The organism is Proteiniclasticum ruminis (assembly GCF_900115135.1).
Classification (GTDB): Bacteria; Bacillota; Clostridia; order Clostridiales; family Clostridiaceae; genus Proteiniclasticum; species Proteiniclasticum ruminis_A.
Genome location: NZ_FOVK01000001.1, coordinates 829,915 through 849,940 on the forward strand (window position 1 = coordinate 829,915; position 20,026 = coordinate 849,940).

The 20,026-nt window shown below is 42.5% G+C and carries 19 protein-coding genes; 5 read left to right on the forward strand and 14 right to left on the reverse strand.

Features of this window, described 5'->3' with window-relative positions:
* Positions 1-55: 55 nt before the first annotated feature.
* From BM243_RS03895 to BM243_RS03905, 3 genes are all read left to right on the forward strand, one after another.
* Complete coding sequence (locus tag BM243_RS03895; RefSeq protein ID WP_074910572.1) at positions 56-982, forward strand: hypothetical protein; 927 nt, start codon at positions 56-58, stop codon at positions 980-982.
* Positions 983-993: 11 nt separating this feature from the next.
* A complete protein-coding gene (locus BM243_RS03900; protein WP_074910575.1) occupies positions 994-1,266 on the forward strand; it encodes an acylphosphatase in 273 nt (90 codons plus the stop codon).
* Positions 1,267-1,368: 102 nt separating this feature from the next.
* Positions 1,369-1,614 carry a CDGSH iron-sulfur domain-containing protein gene (locus BM243_RS03905; RefSeq protein WP_074910578.1) on the forward strand — a complete coding sequence of 82 codons (246 nt, stop codon included), beginning with the start codon at positions 1,369-1,371 and terminating at the stop codon, positions 1,612-1,614.
* Between the two features lie 68 nt (positions 1,615-1,682).
* On the opposite strand, the gene rpiB is transcribed toward BM243_RS03905, so the two are convergent.
* The 3 genes from rpiB to BM243_RS03920 are packed head-to-tail and all read right to left on the reverse strand — an operon-like array spanning position 1,683 to position 4,734.
* A complete protein-coding gene (gene rpiB / locus BM243_RS03910) occupies positions 1,683-2,129 on the reverse strand; it encodes a ribose 5-phosphate isomerase B (RefSeq protein WP_074910582.1) in 447 nt (148 codons plus the stop codon).
* Positions 2,130-2,154: 25 nt separating this feature from the next.
* Positions 2,155-3,660 carry a xylulokinase gene (gene xylB, locus BM243_RS03915; RefSeq protein WP_074910584.1) on the reverse strand — a complete coding sequence of 502 codons (1,506 nt, stop codon included), beginning with the start codon at positions 3,658-3,660 and terminating at the stop codon, positions 2,155-2,157.
* Between the two features lie 36 nt (positions 3,661-3,696).
* Entirely contained in the window at positions 3,697-4,734 is a 1,038-nt protein-coding gene (locus tag BM243_RS03920; protein WP_074910587.1) for a glycerol-3-phosphate dehydrogenase, read from the reverse strand.
* Between the two features lie 236 nt (positions 4,735-4,970).
* Here BM243_RS03920 and BM243_RS03925 point away from each other — a divergent pair, with 236 nt between their 5' ends.
* Together BM243_RS03925 and glmS are read left to right on the forward strand one after the other, a co-directional pair.
* Complete coding sequence (locus tag BM243_RS03925) at positions 4,971-5,921, forward strand: sugar-binding transcriptional regulator (RefSeq protein WP_074910590.1); 951 nt, start codon at positions 4,971-4,973, stop codon at positions 5,919-5,921.
* A 403-nt stretch (positions 5,922-6,324) separates the two neighbouring features.
* Positions 6,325-8,151 (forward strand): glutamine--fructose-6-phosphate transaminase (isomerizing), encoded by a 1,827-nt coding sequence (gene glmS / locus BM243_RS03930; protein WP_074910592.1) that lies wholly within the window; start codon positions 6,325-6,327, stop codon positions 8,149-8,151.
* 57 nt (positions 8,152-8,208) lie between these two features.
* On the opposite strand, the gene BM243_RS03935 is transcribed toward glmS, so the two are convergent.
* The 11 genes from BM243_RS03935 to BM243_RS03985 all read right to left on the reverse strand — a co-directional run bounded on the left by BM243_RS03935 (position 8,209) and on the right by BM243_RS03985 (position 20,015).
* Positions 8,209-9,648: an MATE family efflux transporter gene (locus BM243_RS03935; protein ID WP_083422589.1), complete on the reverse strand. Its 1,440-nt coding sequence runs from the start codon at positions 9,646-9,648 to the stop codon at positions 8,209-8,211.
* 158 nt (positions 9,649-9,806) lie between these two features.
* Positions 9,807-10,343: a DUF3867 family protein gene (locus tag BM243_RS03940; RefSeq protein ID WP_074910595.1), complete on the reverse strand. Its 537-nt coding sequence runs from the start codon at positions 10,341-10,343 to the stop codon at positions 9,807-9,809.
* 2 nt (positions 10,344-10,345) lie between these two features.
* A complete protein-coding gene (locus BM243_RS03945) occupies positions 10,346-11,809 on the reverse strand; it encodes an NAD(P)/FAD-dependent oxidoreductase (protein WP_074910598.1) in 1,464 nt (487 codons plus the stop codon).
* A gap of 123 nt (positions 11,810-11,932) precedes the next feature.
* Positions 11,933-12,283 (reverse strand): DUF1667 domain-containing protein, encoded by a 351-nt coding sequence (locus BM243_RS03950; RefSeq protein ID WP_074910601.1) that lies wholly within the window; start codon positions 12,281-12,283, stop codon positions 11,933-11,935.
* Position 12,284: 1 nt separating this feature from the next.
* The gene (locus BM243_RS03955; protein WP_074910603.1) at positions 12,285-13,553 is read right to left on the reverse strand and encodes an NAD(P)/FAD-dependent oxidoreductase; all 1,269 of its coding nucleotides are present in this window, start codon (positions 13,551-13,553) and stop codon (positions 12,285-12,287) included.
* Positions 13,554-13,564: 11 nt separating this feature from the next.
* Positions 13,565-15,004, reverse strand: a complete 1,440-nt coding sequence (locus BM243_RS03960; RefSeq protein ID WP_074910605.1) for an NAD(P)/FAD-dependent oxidoreductase — start codon at positions 15,002-15,004, stop codon at positions 13,565-13,567.
* A 141-nt stretch (positions 15,005-15,145) separates the two neighbouring features.
* Positions 15,146-15,712: a glycerol-3-phosphate responsive antiterminator gene (locus BM243_RS03965; protein ID WP_074910608.1), complete on the reverse strand. Its 567-nt coding sequence runs from the start codon at positions 15,710-15,712 to the stop codon at positions 15,146-15,148.
* A 164-nt stretch (positions 15,713-15,876) separates the two neighbouring features.
* A complete protein-coding gene (locus BM243_RS03970; protein ID WP_074910611.1) occupies positions 15,877-17,046 on the reverse strand; it encodes a SpoIIE family protein phosphatase in 1,170 nt (389 codons plus the stop codon).
* 1 nt (position 17,047) lies between these two features.
* Positions 17,048-18,748 carry a [Fe-Fe] hydrogenase large subunit C-terminal domain-containing protein gene (locus BM243_RS03975; RefSeq protein WP_074910613.1) on the reverse strand — a complete coding sequence of 567 codons (1,701 nt, stop codon included), beginning with the start codon at positions 18,746-18,748 and terminating at the stop codon, positions 17,048-17,050.
* A gap of 1 nt (position 18,749) precedes the next feature.
* Entirely contained in the window at positions 18,750-18,986 is a 237-nt protein-coding gene (locus BM243_RS03980) for a (2Fe-2S) ferredoxin domain-containing protein (RefSeq protein WP_074910616.1), read from the reverse strand.
* A 219-nt stretch (positions 18,987-19,205) separates the two neighbouring features.
* Positions 19,206-20,015: a mechanosensitive ion channel family protein gene (locus BM243_RS03985; protein ID WP_083422590.1), complete on the reverse strand. Its 810-nt coding sequence runs from the start codon at positions 20,013-20,015 to the stop codon at positions 19,206-19,208.
* Positions 20,016-20,026 lie beyond the last annotated feature (11 nt).

Here is a 20,026-nt window from a genome sequence, read left to right on the forward strand (position 1 = left end):
GATTTCATACTATAATATAAAAAAACGATAATGCAATGTCAGATGGAGGAACTATATGGATATACTCAAAAAGGTCTTCAATAGAAAATTTATCTATGCTTACATTTTTCTATTGTTACTCCTTGCATTTTTATATTTTAACAACAAGTATCAGAAAGACGAAATATTTTACGGAATGATCTATATCCTGGTAGGATTTATGATTTCCCTGTTCTATGTGCTGAAAGATTTTATTTACTCACCTGACAGACTTCAGTATAAACAGGTAATCATGGAAGATGCTCTTTTCAATCATAAAGGTGAAATCATTGAAGATTTCGAAGCATATCCTCTTTATGAAGAATTCATCGCTTTTCATCTTTCAAGAAAAGATGAGGACCCCTATAACGATACTGTCACTTCACTTCAGGCTGTTCGTTATAAGAAGAGCAAAATGATAGACTCTCTTTATATTCCACTGAAACCAGAAGACCCTCTATTGAACAAGTACGTCATCCCGTTAAACGAAGCCATAGGAAGATTTTTAAGATATGCTGACAGCCTGCCCATTATCATCTATAACCAGCCCTTTACGCATACATATCTGAACATCAAACTGGATAAAGAGGTTCATATCTCTTTCATCGATGCAATGAAAATGAGTAAAGATCTGTATGGAATCACAAACAAGCCCATCTCTCATCTTCAGAAATATCTTGGTTTCTATAATCTTGGTGGAGACCTTGTCAAGGATGCAAAAGTAGTAGGCGCAATTTATCTGGACTATATTTATACCGTTTCAAAACACCGGGCAAAACTCGAAAAAAAATCCGGATTGAATCCACTTCAAGGTTTGACACAGAAAGTGAAACACATCACAAATCCTGTCTCTGAAAAACCTTCAGCGCATACTTCTCCGTCAAAAGGCAGCCGTAAGCCGTCACATGAACGCACCGGTTCCATTTTAACCGAAGAGAAAACAAACGAACCATCAAAAAAATAGCAGGTGATTGTATGAAGCGATATCTCATCATATTTCAAGGCCGTGTTCAAGGTGTCGGATTCCGCTTCTTCACGTATGAAACCGCAACGCGTCTCAAGATGACAGGAAAAGTACGGAATATGACAAATGGCCATGTAGAATGCGAAATCCAGGGTGAACCTGAGGCTTTTCAACGCTTTTTCGCTCTGATCATGAAAGGCAACGGCTTTCTCAAAATTGAAGATTACACACTGAAAGAGTTGCCCGTGGTTTCCGAAGAGCAGTCTTTTAAAATTGTTGGCTGATTTCAAAAAGAAGTATCCACATGTAAAATTGTGGATACTTCTTTGTATATACCGCTTTATTTGATATACTACTATCAGAATAATTTGAAAAAGAGGTGCAATATGGATCAACCACAAAAAGCCGGAAACGGTCCGATTCTGATTGATATGAATGCTGGAGAAACTCGTTATTGGTGTGCTTGCGGAAAAAGTTCATCACAGCCCTTCTGTGATGGCAGCCACAAAGGTACAACAGATATTATCCCTCTCTTGTTCACGGTGGAGGAAAGCGGTGCCAAGGCACTCTGCAACTGCAAGCAGACGAAGACTCCTCCCTATTGTGATGGTTCGCATCTTACAGTAGACTAAATCATAGGACAATATAAGAGGAAAAGAAACTCTCCCAACATGGAAGAGTTTCTTTTCATTTCGATGATTTATTTTTTCAGGTTTTCAAGTTCAGTGATCCGATCCACTTTCGCTTGGGATCCTCCACAGGAAAAATCTGATGCCAGCCAAATATCCAAAAGATAGGTGGCCAGTTCAGGAGCTACCACCCTGGCACCCATGGTCATAATCTGGCAGTTGTTGCTTTTTCTTGATCTTTCTGTTGAATAGGGGTCATGGCATACAGCTGCACGGATCCCTGGCACTTTATTGGCTGTGATGGCCATTCCAATTCCAGTCCCACAAAGGAGAATTCCTCTTTCAAATGATCCATCAGCAACTTCACTGGCCACGCTATACGCAACATCGGGGTAAAGTACCGATTCATCTTTGAGGGATCCAAAGTCTTTCACCTCAATGCCTTTCATTTCTAAATGCTTCATTATGATATGCTTCAGATCATAAGCTGCTTCGTCACAACCGATTGCTATTCTCATTCTTCTTTCGTTCCTTTCTTTTATCTTATAATGACAGTATAGATTTAAAATTGTCTTTCAGCTTTGGATACAGTGCATCAAACTCATGATATACACTTTCATATGCAGCGACATTCGCTTCAACCGGTGCATAGATCTCATCACGCATTTTAATGATTCTATTGCATGCATCCACGACACTGTCGTAGGATCCACATCCCACCATAGCCAGTATGGCTACACCAAGAGCCGCACTGTTTTCAGACTTCATGGCTGGGAGTGATACAGGTAGATCATACACATCTGCAAGAAGCTGTCTCCAGAATTCACTCTTAGATCCTCCTCCGCACATGTGCACATGATCTACTTCAACCCCGGTATTTCTGATACCAGACATAATATCCTTCAGCGCATAGGTAACACCTTCCATCACCGCACGGGTCATGTCGGCTTTCGTGTGTATCGCTGCCAGTCCAACAAAGGAACCTCTACAAGTCAGATTGAAATGTGGAGACTGCTCGCCGTTAAGATAAGGCAGATAAACCAGTCTGTTTGCGCCAATAGCCGAAGAAAGTGCATCCTTATTGATGGCCTCATATTCCAGGTCTTCTGGATAGAAATTGTTTCTCCACCATTTCAATGAACCTCCCGCAGAGTTCACACTGCCCATATAATGCCACGCACCTGGAATCGGCATGCAAAATGTGTATACAGATTTATGAGGATCCAGAAGCGGTTTTTCTGAATAAGCAAAGACAGTACCCGATGTGCCGATTGTTGTCATAGCACGTCCAGGGGAAACAATGCCTGTTCCGACCCCCGCGGCCGCATTATCACTGGCACCACCAACAACCGCACAGGCTGTGGTGAGGCCTGAAGCTTCTGCAACTTCAGGAAGGATGTATCCTGTAATCTCATGGGACTCGTATACTTTTCCAAGCATCTCCTCTGTAAGATCCATTTTTCCCAAAATTTCCGTTGCCCATTTTCTGTTGGGAATATCCAGAAGCTGCATTGCTGAAGCATCAGACACCTCAGTTGCATATTCTCCAGTCAGACGGTATCTCAAATAGTCTTTTGGAAGATGGATGTGGGCAACCTTTTTATAAAGTTCCGGCTCATTATCCTTCACCCATTGGATCTTTGCAGCTGTAAGACCTGGTCTTGCAGGTGTAAGGGAATATTTCATAAAAAGATCATCCCCAACGATCTCTCTCACGTGTTCGCAGGCTTCTGAAGTTCTTCCGTCGTTCCATAAGATTGCTCTTCTCAGCTCTTTTCCATCTTGATCCATCATGACAGCCCCCATCATCTGCCCTGAGATACCAAGGCCTTTCACAGACTCTGCAGGCACACCACTCTTCTTCATGACATTTCTTATGGTCTCTATGGATGCCTGATACCAATCTTCCGGATCCTGTTCAGACCAGCCATTCTCTGGCTGATACAAAGGATACTCCATCTCGGAAACAGCAACCTCCTTCCCATTCACATCAAAAAGTACAGTTTTCAGGCTTCCAGTCCCCAAGTCCAATCCTAAAAAATAATTCATGTGTATTACCCCTTTTTATTTATTTGATGTTTATGATTACATGATTTTCTGGAATTTCTTCCATGGGATATTCAGCTTTTCCCCATGATTGAGTAGGCCATCCACATGCATTAGAAGCGGATAATCCTCTACGTTCACAATCCCTCTCTTTGCCAGCGCTTTTACCGCTTCCGCAGTTCTTGTTGCAATAACAACAGCCTCCAAGGTCTGCCCTTTCAGCTCTTCCATAACAGCTTCGATGGGATATCCTTTTCCAAGAAGAAGTCCCACGGTTCTGCTTCTGCCCGCTGCCACAGTAACATTGAGATCTCCTGCGGCAAACATGATATTTTCTGGTCTTCCCCCCACAATCTTGAGAAGCTCCATCATTTCTTTGACACTCTGCTGAAATAGAGCCGCTTCGGAATTATTATGGTCTACACCATCATCTCCAAGTTTTTCAGCCATTCCGATCGCCAAGGCAGTGCCCAAGGCATATCCATTTTTTAAAGCCACTGCCGATTCAAGTCCAACCACATCCTCTGTCAGACTGATCACATAGTAATCCGTCTCAAACAAGGACCTGATCCATTTGAGTTTTTCCAGATTTCTTCCACAGAATCCCACAAAAGACTGATCATGGTCAGACAAGTCTCTGGCTGTACATGGCCCCCCAATGGCGTAAATCCCCAACTTACTGCCTGTCTGCAGTTTTCGTTCCCAGTACTCTGGATAAGTGACAAGGCTGCCATCTTCTTCATTGAGCATCCCCTTTGTCACGGATAAAACCGGGATGTCTTCATCCAGCACGGGAAGGATTTCATCCGCAAACCAGTCTACTCCGAAACTGGAAACTCCGCATACTACCAAATCTGCATCTTGTAATGATTCATTCAGATCCTCTATTTTATAATATCTGATTCCATCATGCAGAGTTCTTTTCAAATTTATATGATATCTGTCCTGTCTTAAGCGATCTATGATGTCTCCATCCAGTGGGCTACCCACCAGCCGGACTTCATGTCCATTCTCTATCAGTGGAAAAGAAAGAGCTGAAGCCATCTGTCCAGATCCAATCAAAGTTACAACACTCATGTTCTACCTCCAAAAACGTTTACTTCTTTTATTTCTCTCATCATAATCCTCGTTTTGGGAAAAATCAATAGGCATCTGGGAATTTTCCCAAATCACAAAAATCCCCCGGATGTAATTACGAGATTTCTCCCAAATACACTGAAAAAATTCCCCAATATTGATTATAATGCTGAAAACCTTGACAGAAACAAGAATTATCTATATTTTGAAATTATCAGTTATCAAACGGAGGAAGTATGGATACAACGAAAATCAGCCAAATATTGCGCATCTCAAAAATGTACTATGAACTGAACATGGGGCAAGTGGAAATCGCTGAAAAAGAAGGTATCAGCAAATCCTCTGTCAGCAGACTCCTTAAAAATGCCATGGACATTGGCCTGATTGAGGTCCGCGTGAAAGAATCTGTATTGTCTTACAGCGAGTTGGAAAAAGAACTGACAGAGAAATTCCCTCTAAGGCGTGCTGTCATTATTCCTGATCTTGTTGGCAACAGACAGGTTCTTCTTCAAGATGTATGTGGTGCTCTTGCTGAAGATCTTCCCCGCTTCCTGAAAAATGACTCCATTTTAGGAGTCCACTGGGGCCATACTCTAGCGGTTCTTGCCAAGCAGCTCCCTTCACTCCGTTTGAAAGGAGTTTCCGTCATTCAGCTCAGTGGAGGTTTTTCGAGAGCTGTATATGAGTCAGGTGCTCTAGATATTTTGAAGAATTTCGTGGACTGTGTCAATGGAACAGGCTATCAGATTCCTGCTCCCGCCATGGTGGATCAGAGTTTCATCGCTGACGCCATTAAGCAGGATGGTCAGATCAAAGAGATTCTCGATATGGCCGATCGCTGTCACACTGCGATTTTTTCTGTTGGAAACTTAGAAAGACCTTCTGTACTGTATGAAATGGGCGTAATCAACGAGGACAGCTATCGTGAAGTCCGTGAAATGGGTGGAATTGGTGACTGCTGCTCACATTTCATCGACAAATCAGGGAATGTGCTGGACGAAAAACTGGACAGCCGTGTCATTGCTACTCCTCTGTCCGTCATAAAAAAAATCCCCAACAAGATGCTCATTGCTGTAGGAAAGGAAAAAACAGAGGTCATCATTGCAGCATTAAAGGGCGGCCTTGCCGATAGTTTATACATAGATGCCCCAACTGCTGAAGAAATCTTAAAACAGTATCAGGGATAATGTACAGGTTGCGAAGGCAACCTGTTTTTTATCTCTTTACCGAAATCGTAAAAAGAACTGAAAATATTAGGCTTCAAACTCATGATTCGAAAAAAACATCAGAATTTCATGATACTTTTCACATCTCTTCTATAAGTATTTGAGAATTTCATGTGGTAAAATTGTTAAATCTAAGATATAATACCTAAGGAAGGCTTAATGAATATTGAAATTTCATATCTATGAAATAGCGCCAGAACCTATAGCGATATAGGTTGACGAGGACGAAGTTATCGAATTTTCGGCGGATGCTTCGCGGTAGACACTACCGATATCTGACAGAGAAATCCAAAAAGTGATTTTTGGGACAAGGCTGTCAGGGTGTATTAAGCCTGTCTAAAAATATTTAGAGAGGTGTTTTTTTATGTGTGGAATTGTCGGTTATGTAGGAAACAAGGATGCGTCGGAGGTTCTCATCAGTGGACTTTCAAGACTGGAGTACAGAGGATATGACTCTGCGGGAATCTCCGTGCTTCACGATGGAGAGCTTACTGTCAAAAAAGCAGCTGGAAGACTTAAAAATCTAGAAGAGAAGCTCCAGGAAGAAAAAGTTCACGGTCATATGGGAATAGGACATACACGTTGGGCTACCCACGGTGCTCCTCTGGACAAGAACTCCCATCCTCACAACAGCAATAATGGCAAGATTTCAGTAGTGCACAATGGTATTATTGAAAACTATATGGAAGTTAAGGAAAGGCTTCAGGGACTGGGCTACGTCTTTTACTCTGATACAGACACAGAAGTGATTCCAAATCTAGTTGATTACTACTACAGTGGAAACCTGCTGGAAGCTGTAAAAAAAGCCGCTGCAGATCTTAAAGGAAGCTATGCTCTAGGAGTCATGGCCCTCAATGAGCCCGATAAAATTGTAGCAACCAGAAAAGATTCTCCACTTGTTGTGGGCGTTGGCGACAAAGAATATTTTATCGCATCGGATGTACCTGCAGTGCTGAATTACACAAAATCCTTTGTATATCTGAACGATGGAGAGTTTGCAGAATTGTGCAAAGACAGCTTGCAGTTCTTCAATCAGGATGGAGAGCAGATCGAAAGAGAAGTCACTGAAATCACTTGGAGCGCAGAGTCTGCAGAAAAAGGCGGTTATGCACATTTCACCATCAAGGAGATTTACGAGCAGCCGAAAGCTCTAAAAGATACCATGACCGGAAGAATTGTTCCTGGCAAGAAGGTTAAGCTTGATGACATCCATATCACGAAGGAAATGCTGGAAGACTACTCCAGAATCTATATCATTGCTTGTGGAACCGCGTATAATGCAGGACTTATCGGTAAAGTAGCCATCGAGAACCTTGCTAGAATCCCAGTGGAAGTAGATGTGGCATCAGAGTTCAGATACAGAAATCCAATCATCGATGCTAAAACTCTTGTGATTGTCATCAGTCAGTCCGGTGAGACAGCTGATACTTTGGCTGTTTCCAGAGAAGCACAAAAGTTTGGTGCTAGAGTAATCGCCATTACAAATGTAGTTGGAAGCTCTATTGCACGTGAGGCAGATGATGTGTTCTACACCTGGGCTGGTCCTGAAATCGGGGTTGCTTCCACCAAAGCATATCTGACGATGCTGGTAGCGATCTATAGCATTGGCATATATTTTGCAGAGCTCCTAGGCACACAGCAAGAGTCTTATCTGGAAAATCTGAAAAAAGAGCTCTTGACCTTACCTGAAAAAGTAGCTTCTATCATAGCAGATACAACGCGAATCGAACACTTTGCTGATAAGATTCACACCGAAAAGGATGTGTTCTTCTTAGGTAGAGGTCTTGATTATCAGATTGCTGTAGAAGCATCACTGAAATTAAAGGAGCTTTCTTACATTCATTCTGAAGCATATCCTGGTGGTGAACTAAAACATGGCTCCATCGCCCTCATCGAAGATGACATCACTGTCATCGCCAGTCTTACACAAAGAGATCTTCTTGAAAAAATGCAGAGCAACATAAAAGAAGTAGTCTCCCGAGGTGCAAAGGTTATGGCCATCACCTTCGAAGACAATCACGATGTGGAGCACTTCTCAGATGAAGTGATCATCATACCAAATACCATGGATCTCATCGCTCCAATTCTTGCAGTAGTACCACTTCAGCTTTTAGCCTATTATGTTGCCTTATATAAGGGCCTGGATGTGGACAAGCCAAGAAATCTTGCAAAATCGGTTACCGTAGAGTAATATATTCAACCGCAACAAAGCCATCTGCTTCTGCAGATGGCTTTTATTCATATACCGTTATCGAATTCTAATATACTTCCATTTATTGGATCGGAATCTTCCATAGACAAAAACCCATCTGATCAGCTGGTCAATCAGCACAGCAATCCAAGCGCCCATCAGTCCCAGTCCTAAAACCTTAACGAGAAGATAAGCAACAACCACCCGGAATCCAAATACACCGATGAAAGTCGCAACCAGTGGCCAGAACGTATCTCCAGCTCCTCTTAACGCACCCGCTAAAATCAGCTGTGAGGACTGAAATGGCTGCACAACTGCTATAATCTTCAGTGCCATGGATGCATTGTCAATGATCACAGGATCCGTTGTATACAGACTGACAATCTGGGGTCCGAAGAAGAAGAAAAGCAGTGCCATCCCCGTAGAAATGATGGAACCGATCTTTCTTGTCTCTTTTGCATAAAGCTCTGCTTTCTTCAGGTTCTGTGCCCCCAGCGATCTTCCTACCATAGAAGATGCTGCTATCCCGAAAGCTTGACCTGGCTGAAAAGAAAGGCCAAGAATACTCAATGCAATTTGGTGTGATGCATATACAACGGTTCCTAAACTTGCAACAATCCTGACAAACATCATGACACCGATTCTTAGGGCCAGTGACTCCAATGAAGCTGGCACCCCTACTTTAATCAGGTTCTGAATCACAATCTTGTTGTATTTGAATTTTTTCCGAAGATCAAGTTTCAGCGGACTGTCCTTTCTCGTAACAAACCGAACCATCAGCACACTAGCCACCACTTGAGACAACGCCGTAGAGACACCAGCTCCTGTGACTCCTAGTGCCGGGAAGAAAAGAAGACCATAGATGAGTACCGCATTTCCTATGACATTTAGAAAATTGACTCTAAGATTAATTCTCATAGGTGCTTTGGTTTCTCCAATTCCACGCAGTGCCGCAGTAATGGACATGTTGAAGCTCTGGAAAAGATACCCCACCATAATGACCTTGAAATAGGTGCTTCCAGCAGATATGGTGTCCGCTTCAGCCCCCATGAACCTCATGATCTCCTCAGTAAAGACAAGACCAAAAGTCGCAAGCGGGATAGCCAAGACAAAGATATTGAGGAGAATCACATGCTTCAACACAGAATCCACTTTATGAGGCTGCTTCGCTCCTACATATCTTGCAATCATTGCTGTTCCCCCGACATTTAGTGCCTGGGCTAAAGAAAGTCCAATAAACATAGGCTGATTTGTGATTCCGACTGCAGCTACTGAAGCTGCGGACAAAGCCTTATCTGCAATCCATCCGAGCATCATCATATCAATCATGCCGAAAAGTGAACCTAATAGAAGTTCAATCAGAATCGGCCATGCCAGTTTCACCACATCTTGCCGTATTGGATTTTTAATCAGCTGATCCCAACTCTTTCTTGTCCGTTCCTCGTGGTTCCACTTGTCATCTGCATCAATATTTTGACTCTGTTTCTCATCATTCATCTGTTAATCCTCTAATTTCATCTCATATTATGTGAACACATGAATCATTATAGCACAGGCATTCAGTAATCTTTGAGTTCAACAATACAAAACAGAGAGGATGTGCAACAGATTCCAATGTAAAAAGCCAGAAGATCAGCTTCTGGCTTAAAGAGTCTTTAATAATCATATTCTGTATACTGTTCACTGATTTTTATCTTAAGTTTCTGGTCCTCCAACAATTTCTTGTAAGAAACCAGAAACTCATTGAGCTCATTATCTGAAAGGTCTACCCTCGTGGCAGAAGTTAAGATGACTGTCGTCCCATCGAGATATATAGACACCTGATTCCGGTCATTTCTGATTTCATAGGAAAATCCTTTGAAATCTTTTATTTTTCCTTTGTACTTCTCCGTGAACCCCAACTGTTTACGATATTTTTCATATTCCGGGTTATTGGTAAGATTATACTGACTCTCCACATCCGCCATGGATACACCATATCGCTCCATGAGCTTATTCTGAATCTCCATAAACTTCTCCATGGAGATATTGTTCTTCTGCATATATTCCATCACGGCACGGTTTATGGAGGCTATAGTTTCTGTTCCCTGTCCCATCTTGCTGTAAAGCGTAAAAATATAGTTTTCAAAATCATCGATATCCTTATCCCGCACTTTATTTTTCAGTTCATTGAAATCAATGACATCACTCAAATTTATTCCTCCTCGAGGCTCTTCAGATAATCCAGAAGATCAGATTTCTGCACCCGGTTCACACCACTATGCTCAATGTCAAAACCTGGATCTATCTTCTCGCCATACTCTCGTTCCATAATCTCAATGACCCTTGGTTTGCAGAACTCCCCTTGGCACCAACCCATGCCCGCTCTTGTTCTTCTTTTTACTCCGTCTACTGTTTTCACTCTGATTCCACGGTGGAGTGCATCCACAATTTCATCTTCTCTTACCTGTTCACATCTGCATACAATTCGGTCCTTTGACCCTAGAGGAAGCTCAATGAACTCTTTTATATCCTTTAAGGGCTGCAGTGGTTTTTTGGTCACAATAGGCTTTCTGTATGGGTCAAAATCATTATTGTCTTCCCATTCTAATCCTGCATCCTTAAGAATTCCTATAACCATTTCTGCAATAGCTGGTGATGAGGTCAGCCCTGGAGACTGAATGCCGGCCACATTGATGAAGCCTTTCACCTTTGTTTCTTCAATGATAAAATCATCCGTTGAACTTCTTGCACGAATTCCAGTGAAACTTCGTATGAACTGCTTAGAATTGATCTTGCCATACAGTGCCTTTGTCTGCTGGTAGATTTTAGCAACCCTTTCAATGTGAGTTGATGTATCGTCTTTTCCACCTTCATCTGATGCATCAGGGCCAATGAGGAGATTACCGTAATAGGTGGATGCCACTAGAACGCCTTTCCCATACTTCGTAGGCAGCTGGAATATCACTGTGTTGATAGGATCTCCAGTGCCTCGGGTGAAAAGTATATATTCTCCTGATCTTGGAAAAATTTCGAAATTGTTCACACCAACCATTTTAGATATTTCATCCGCATATACACCTGCAGCATTCACCACATATCTACCCTGGAACGCTTCTTTATCTGTGGTAACTTTGAACACATCTCCGTCTTTCTCAATACCTGTCACTTGATGCTCAAGCTTAAGCGTCACACCATTTTTGATGGCATTCTCTGCCATGGCGATGGCCATTTCATAGGGGGAGCAGATTCCTGCACCTTTACAGTACAGTGCCCATTTCACATCATGGGTCAGTTCTGGTTCCAGCTCTCTGATCCGTTCAGGTCCAATGATTTCCAGATCGTCCAGTCCATTTTTAATACCATTTGCCATGAGTTTCTCCAGGGGTTCTTTGTCGTCCTCCATGGAAATTACGAGGGACCCTGTTTCTTTGAATCCAAAGTTCAGCTCCTCATCCAATTTTCTAAACTGCACTCTTCCTTTGTAGCACAGCCTTCCTTTTAACGCCTCGTGTTTTTCCGCAAATCCGCCATGGACAATGGCACTGTTTGCCTTGGTTGCTCCCATGGACACATCAATGCCTTTTTCAAGTATCAGAACTTTAGCATTTGATTTAGACAGTTCTCTTGCGATTGTGGTACCTACGATACCTGCTCCAATAATAATTACGTCATACATGACTCATCCCTACCTTCCTTCTCACATTACATGTAAACATTTACTTATTACATTGATTATAACAAAAATATCAATTGTCTGATATTTTTTGTACAAAAAATGTGGGCCTAAGCCCACATTTTCTTACATATCTCTTGTCGCAACAATATTAGCACCAGTACCAAGAATATTTTCAATGATTACTGTGCCTACCTTGATTGGAGAAGTCACTTCAACTTTAGCAAGTTCTTCCATGACTTTGAAATTCAATCCCTTAGGGATATCCATTGAGGTTTTGACTGGAAGTCTCTTATGAATTCCACCGTGAATCTTCACCGTAGATGTGATTACTCTTGTGGGATTTGTCAGTTCTTTCTGAGCATACGGAATTCCACGATTGCATCCATTTCCCATGACGATGATTTCACCATCTGGTTTCTGATCCACACTCAGTCTGCATCCTTTTGGACATACAATACAAATCATTTCTCTCATCTTACATCACCTCTTCCAAAGCTATGGTAAGAAGTCCATTTGCTTTTTCGATTTCTTCTCTCTTCAGCTTGATCTTTTCCATTTCTCCAGGTGCAACCACAGGTCTTCTCAGCTTTTTGATCAGCTCGCCTTCCTGATTACGTACAGTAATGTTCACATTTTTGAACACGTTGGATACTCTGAACATAATTTCCTGACCATCCAGAATGTTCTCCAGTCTGATCTTCTGAGGCACTGTATAGTTCACTCTCTGGCCATTCTTAATTTCAGTAACCGCCTGTCCTTCCAGCAGTTCATTCTTGATGAATCTTGAAGCGCTGAGTCCAGCTTTCTTACCTTCTTCACTAACGAAATCCACCAGGTCATGAACGTGAACAACGTTACCACACGCGAATATACCTTTCACGTTGGTCTCCATGGCTTCATTGACAATAGGTCCTGATGTTCTAGGATCTAATGCGATTCCCGCATTCTTTGTGATTTCATTTTCCGGAATCAGACCAACAGACAGAAGCAGTGTATCACATTCGATGGTCTGCTCGGTGCCAGGTATCGGATTTCTGTTTTCATCCACTTTCTGGATTACAACCGCTTCCAATCTATGTTTACCCACAATATCTGTAATGGTATGTGCAAGAAGCAGTGGAATATTATAATCATCCAGACACTGCACAATGTTTCTGTTCAGTCCGTTGGAGTAAGGCATAAGTTCCACACACGCTTCTACTTTTGCCCCTTCCAAAGTCATTCTTCTTGCCATGATCAGACCAATGTCACCGGATCCTAAGATCACGACTTTCTTTCCTACCATGTATCCTTCCATATTGACATATCTCTGTGCGGTACCTGCTGTAAACACACCGGAAGGTCTTGCTCCTGGAATCTGGATTGCTCCTCTTGTTCTTTCACGGCAGCCCATGGACAAGATGATTGCTCTTGTTTCAAGACTGAGATATCCTTCTTCCATGTTGATGGCTTCCACTTTTTTGATGTCACCATCATTTTCAATGGACAGTACCATGGTATCCAGTTTGGTGGATACTTTTGTTGACTGCAGCATCTCAACATATCTCTGTGCATACTCTGGTCCAGTGAGCTCTTCTTTAAAAGAATGCACACCGAATCCATTATGGATACACTGGTTGAGTATACCGCCAAGTTCCTTGTCTCTCTCCAGAATCAGAATATTTTCGATTCCATTGTTGTACGCTTCATATGCAGCTGAAAGCCCCGCAGGACCTCCACCAATTACGATTAAATCATATATCATCTCATTCACCCCTACTTCTTTGTTTCGCCGATCAGAATATAGGATCCATTGGTATCCTGCATCACTTCTTCCAGAGAAACATTTTTCTCTCTAGCAATGATTTCAAGAACTCTTGGTCCGCAGAATCCACCTTGGCATCTACCCATACCAGGTCTGACTCTTCTCTTCACACCATCCAGGGAAAGCGCTCCCACAGGTCTCTTGATGGCTTCCACAATTTCACCTTCGGTGATGTTTTCACAGCGGCAGATGATTCTTCCAAATCTTGGATCCTCTTTGATCTTTGCTGCTTTTTCCTCAGGAGAAAGGCTCATGAAATGGGTCTGTCTTCTTGTTGGATTAAAGTTGTCTTTTTTCGTTAATGTCAGTCCTGCTTTTTCAAGCAGATCTCTTGCATCTTCTGCAATGGCTGGAGCAGAAGTAAGTCCTGGAGATTTGATCCCCGCAAGGTTGATGAGACCTTTCACAGACTTGGACTCTTCAATGATAAAGTCAGAACGGTCAGATTGTGCTCTTAAGCCTGCAAAGTTTCGAATACTTTCCCTATAATTAATTCCCTTGATCGATTTTTCTGCAGCATCTCTGATAAATTCCATTCTTTCTTTGGTGGTGGTGGTATCATCTCTCTCCACATTATCTTCAGCATCTGGTCCGACAATCAGGTTGCCATGAACAGAAGGTGTCACCAGAACACCCTTTCCAAGCGCGGATGGACACTGGAAAATGACATGATTGGCAAGTGGTCCCTGGCTCTTGTCCAGCACAAAATACTGGCCCTTACGAGGCTTGATCTTAAATTCTCTTTCTCCAACCATTCCTAAAATAACGTCACTGTAGATACCCGCTGCATTGACGATATACTTGGTCTGAATTGGCTCGAGTTCAGGATTGCCTGTGAAAATCGTAAACGTTCCGTTCTCTTTTTTGATATCCACCACTTCAGTGTTGAGATAAAGCTTTACACCATTTACCACAGCATTTTCTGTCAGCGCAATACAGAACTCCCAAGGTCCTACAATACCCGCACTTGGAGAATGCAGAGCCCCTACCGCTTCATCTCCGATGTTGGGCTCCATCTTCAGGAGTTCTTCCCGGTGGATGATTCTTTGATCAGGAACACCATTCTTGTTTCCTCTCTCAAAAAGCTCTTCGATGGTCTCCATCTCTTCCTGTGAGAAAGCCACCACTAAAGATCCAATTTTCTTATATGGAACATCCAGTTCCTTGGCATAGACTTCAGTGAGATGGCATCCCCGCACATTCAGTCTCGCCATGGCTGTACCATTCTCAGGATCATAGCCAGCATGCACAATCGCACTGTTTGCTTTGGTAGCCCCTTCAGAAACATCATTTTCTTTTTCAATCAAACACACATTGAGGTTATACCTGGATAACTCTCTTGCAACCGATGCGCCAACAATACCCGCACCAATAATTGCTACATCAAACATATTTTTCCCTCCTAACACAAAAAAAGAGCAACACAACAGAACCTGTCAAAACAGGCACTTTTTGCTTACTCTTACACTCTTAGCACAATATGAACTTAAGTTAATTTTAACACGTTACCGAATCGTTGTAAACCTTGACATTTACAATGTCCAGATGGTCGTGTCTGTGGAAGATATGGCGGTGGCTCCAGCAGAAAGCGCTGAAATCACATCTTCCTTGTCGGAGATGAGCCCCCCTGCAATGAGAGGAACACTGGCAATGTTGGAAAGCATGGTGATAATTTTGTACATCCCCCCAGGAAGAACTTCATAAGTATCCGCATGTCCTGCTTCGATGTACTTTATGACATTCTTCAGTGAAAGGGAATCGATGAGGAAGAATCTCTGGACGGTAATTAGGCCCAGATCTTTTGCCGCACTGATGATGTTGGCCTTGGTACTGATGATTCCATCTGCCAAAGTATTGTACTTGATAAACTTCGCTGCAATCTCTTTGCTGCCAAGCCCCTCGATGAGGTCCACATGTACAATGGCGATTTTGTTCTTCGCTTTGATTTTCTTTACAATCATAGAAATATCTGTGATATTTCCAAAGAGCACAAAGACAACTTTATTCTCTGTCTCTAAAGCCATTTCCAAACCGTTAAAATCCTTCACAGCGGTAACCACAGGGAAATCTTCCAAGGCGGTATAGAATTCTTCTTTCATACCCTACCTCCTTTTTTATGGTCACATTTCATTATACATATTCTATCCCACTTGTAAACCAATACAATGTTAATAATTTCATGTTTTTTTACCAATACCACAAAAAATCTTGAAAAAATCTCGAAAGACTCTAAATTCTGTGGGTGAGCACAGATATTGTTTCTTCATATGGTGTACAGTAACACTTCTTTCCCCATCTCCAGCAGAACCTTCTTTAGTTCATGCACAATCTCAACTTTCTTCTGATAATTGAATACAAACCCTTCTGACTGATGTGCGGGATTCACAGCCGTTCCCAGCCATATCACTACTTCACTGGCTTCGTTTAGAATCAGTTTTGACAGTTCAGAAGCTCCGTGGTCCTCAAAAAGCTCTTGCAAGATTTCTGTGCTTTTTTTCCCATCTCTGTATCCTTTCAGCAAATCAACCACTCTGCTCATGGTCAGAATCCCTTCTGTTATGAGATCCGCTCCCTCCATCACTGCAGTCGGCGGAAGGTCCTTCCTCAGGTCATCAAGTTTTACTCTCAGCTCATTTCCAGTTTTATCCGCAATGATTTTTGCTGTTGTGCCACCAGAAATGACCTTGATCCCTCTTGCTTCCATAAAAGCTTCTGCAAGAAATTTATCATCCGTGGGATTCTTTGGCGGACCGGTAAAAAGATGAAGGGTTTTCTTTTCTTTATAGGTTAGCGCTGCTACGCTGGCATCGTCTCCAGGCATGAAGTCATACAGTATATTTGTGTAGCTCATGATCTCATGGCTCAGGGAGGTAGTGCCTGAGGTCCGCATTGTATCTTCTATAAAAGCAGACACATCATTCCATTGCCATCCGAAATTCAGCAGTTTCCCCACTCCTGCATGGATGACGCCATCGGATACCAGTATCAGCTGATCGCCGAGCTTCATCTTCAGCGAAGACTCAAATACAATTTTACCATGAATCTCTCTTCTGATCTTTGGCACTTCACATAAAGCACCTTTGTCCAGATAGAAATAAGATGGATTATCAAATTCAAAAATATTCACTGTACCATCCTTTGACGCTTTCACAATACTGAAGGTTGAATAGGAAAGTTTGCGTACAGCGCATACGGGCAATGTCTTCATGATGGTTTCAATGGTATCCTCCAGAGTGGCATTTTCCTTCAGCATCGTTACGGCAATCTTTGATGTGAGCGTTGCAAGTATATTGGCTTTCACACCGCTTCCGAGACCATCGGAGAGCACAAGGATTTTACCATCCTTTGTATCAGCAATCTCAATCTGGTCGCCACATAGCTCTTCTCCCTGTTTGTTCACTGATAATGCGACAGTATCAATAAAATACTCCATCTCATCTGTCCTCCATCACAAGTTCTTTGAGACGGTTTAGTGCAATCTTTGTCTCCGCTGTGGTTTCTCCGAGAAGACTGGCAATCTCATGAGCTACTCTCATCTGTTTCTCAATGACTTTTCCTGTAATCTCAACGGTCTGCTCTTTCATTAGATTCAACTCTTTTCTTCGTCTCTCTTCTTCTGTGATATCTGACATAATGATGAGCAGCTGATTGTCCTTCGGAAGATGAATCACACTTTGCATCACCACAAGATTATGCTCCCGATAACTGATCCGTTTATTAAGCGCATGCTTTCCGGTATCCATAACCCTTCTGATTCCCTCATCCGGAAGCAGCACAGAAATGGGCATATACCGTAAATGTTCTGATTTCTCCTCGAATGTCTTTTCAGCAGAAGGATTCATCTGGCAGATGCATAAATCCTCATCCAAGATAAAAATGATATTCGGTGAGTTATAAAATATGATATCATTCATGTGCTCTGCTCTTGTACGCATGAAGGGCATACACATTTCCACATCAGACATACCTTCAAGAACCGCTGCCGCTTTCTCTCTGCAGCTGTCATATCCGCAGGCGCTGCAGTCCAGCTCATCTTTTTTCTTTGTTTTTCCCATCCTGGCTAAGGTTCTGGTGATCTCTTCTTCAGTGAATATTTTTTTCTGGAACAGATTCTCTTTATAAGTATAGTTAAGATCGCACCCCTCAAAAGTCAACACTTGAGGTTCCTCGGTCCATCCTTCCTTTGCATGTTTTTTTACAAGCTGTTTTCTTTTGTACGTACTCCAGGATTTCTTTGGCACACATGGACCAGAAATACAGGATTCATGACAGGCATTGAGCTCAAGAAACGATGGGTCAAGAGCACCTTTTTCAATCTCCTCAAGCACCTCTCTCACCTGCAGAATTCCTTCCACATGAAGAACATCATATCCATGGGATGAAAGGGTTTCATGGAACCCTTCTCCAATAGCCCCCTTTACTGGATAGCTTCTTGCATTTGTCGAGCCATAATAATCCGGAGAAGAGTACGGAAGACTTTCCACCTGGAGATGATCCTCTTGAAACAAGGACAACATCTCATCCATGGTCAGTACAGCGTCCACATAACCCTCCTGCCCAAACATGAATGGTTCGCATTTCTTGCTGAGACATGGGCTGATAAACACAGTGAATGATTGAGGCTCCTTGTTCTTCAGAGCTTTCGCCGTAGCCATCATTGGTGAAACTGATGGCAGAAGATACTTCGCAACCCCTTTATAATATCGTCTGATGAGAAGATTCACGGTAGGACAGCAGCTGGAAATGGCATACTTTGGTTTCTTCTCCGCAACGAACTCTCTATACTTTTCAGTTACTTCCTGGGCTCCCAGAGACACTTCCGCAACTTCCTGAAACCCAAATCTTCTTAATCCTTCTACAACCCCTCCTGGATTCTCAAAGAACCCGGTAAAGGATGGAGCAATGAGCGCCACCATTCTTTTTCCTGCTTTTCGCGCGTCCAACACCACATCCAAATCGCTTTGAATGTCTCTGGCATTTTGGGGACACGCAAGAAAACATTGCCCGCAGGCAATGCATCTCTCCTCATCAATAATGGCCTGGTGGTCCTGAAACCTGATGGCTTTCACAGGGCAGGCCCGAACGCACTTATAACAGTTTTTGCAATTGGCTTCTGTAAAATTAATCAGCTGCATCTCATTTCTCCCTAAGTTTTTCTGATAGAAGTTCAACTACAGTATCCTCTGAAACTTGAAGAACTGCACCATCAATTTTCATGCTGACACCTTCTGTACAGTGTCCCATACAGAAGCATCCTTTCAGTTCGATATCCTGTTCTAGGCCCTGATCTTTCACAAAGGCTTCCACATTTTTAACCACTTCGTAAGAACCCCGTACATGACAGGAACTGCCCACACATATCTCTATCTTCATCTTTACTCCCCCTTAGCTAAAGGTTTCATCGTACATAGCTCAAATTATATCATTTGGTTAATTTTTTAACAACTTTATCCGGACTGAAATCTCTTGACAAATCCTCTTATGAAAATTATTATTATATTAGATTCATTATTAATTAGCACCGCACATGCTTGTTGATTCTGATCATTACATGAAAAGAGGAGCGTCCGCTCCTCTTTTTTTGCTCTTATTCTATTGCATCTTCTCTTCAGAACGTATCCTGATTTCACGATGAGGATACGGAATCTCAATCCCCTGTTCTTCAAAGACCTCTATCACGGCCTCATTCAATCCGTAAGATACTTCAAAGTAGTCTTCTCTTTTGGCCCAGACTTTGAGATCAAAATCCACAGAAGACTCATTATGTTTTGATACCCCAAGCATCACGCCACGGTCTTCCAGTATTTTTTCGTTGGATACGACGATGTTCATCAGGATTTCCTTTACCTTCTGCACATCAGTGCCATAGGCCACAGAGTAGATTTTATCCACCCGTCTGTACGGTTCTATACTGTAGTTGATGATGTGTGAGGTGGCCAGATGATTGTTGGGCACCATCACTCTTTTATTGTCCGCAGTATTCAGGGCCGTGTACAGAACCTGAATAGAAAGGACTGTCCCGGAAACATTAGAAGACTCTATGAAATCTCCTACGCTGAAGGGTCTCGTCACAAGGAGCAGAATCCCTGCCGCAAAATTTGAGAGACTGTCCTTTAACGCAAGTCCTACAGCGAGCCCAGCAGCCGAAAGCATGGCGATGAATGTCGTCGTGGGTACTCCAAGAATTCTTGCACTGGTGATCAGCACCACAAACTTCAAAAGAAAGCTTGCCATGGTCAGCAGAAATCCATGGATAGAGACATCAATCTTACTTTTCTTCAGATTCTTTTCCAGCAGACGCACCAAATACTTAGCCAAGCTCCACCCCACAAGGAGCACAACAAGAAAGGCCACCAGTTTTAGTCCATATTCTATGAGCAGTTCTTCCATTCTTTCAAACAATATTCATTCCT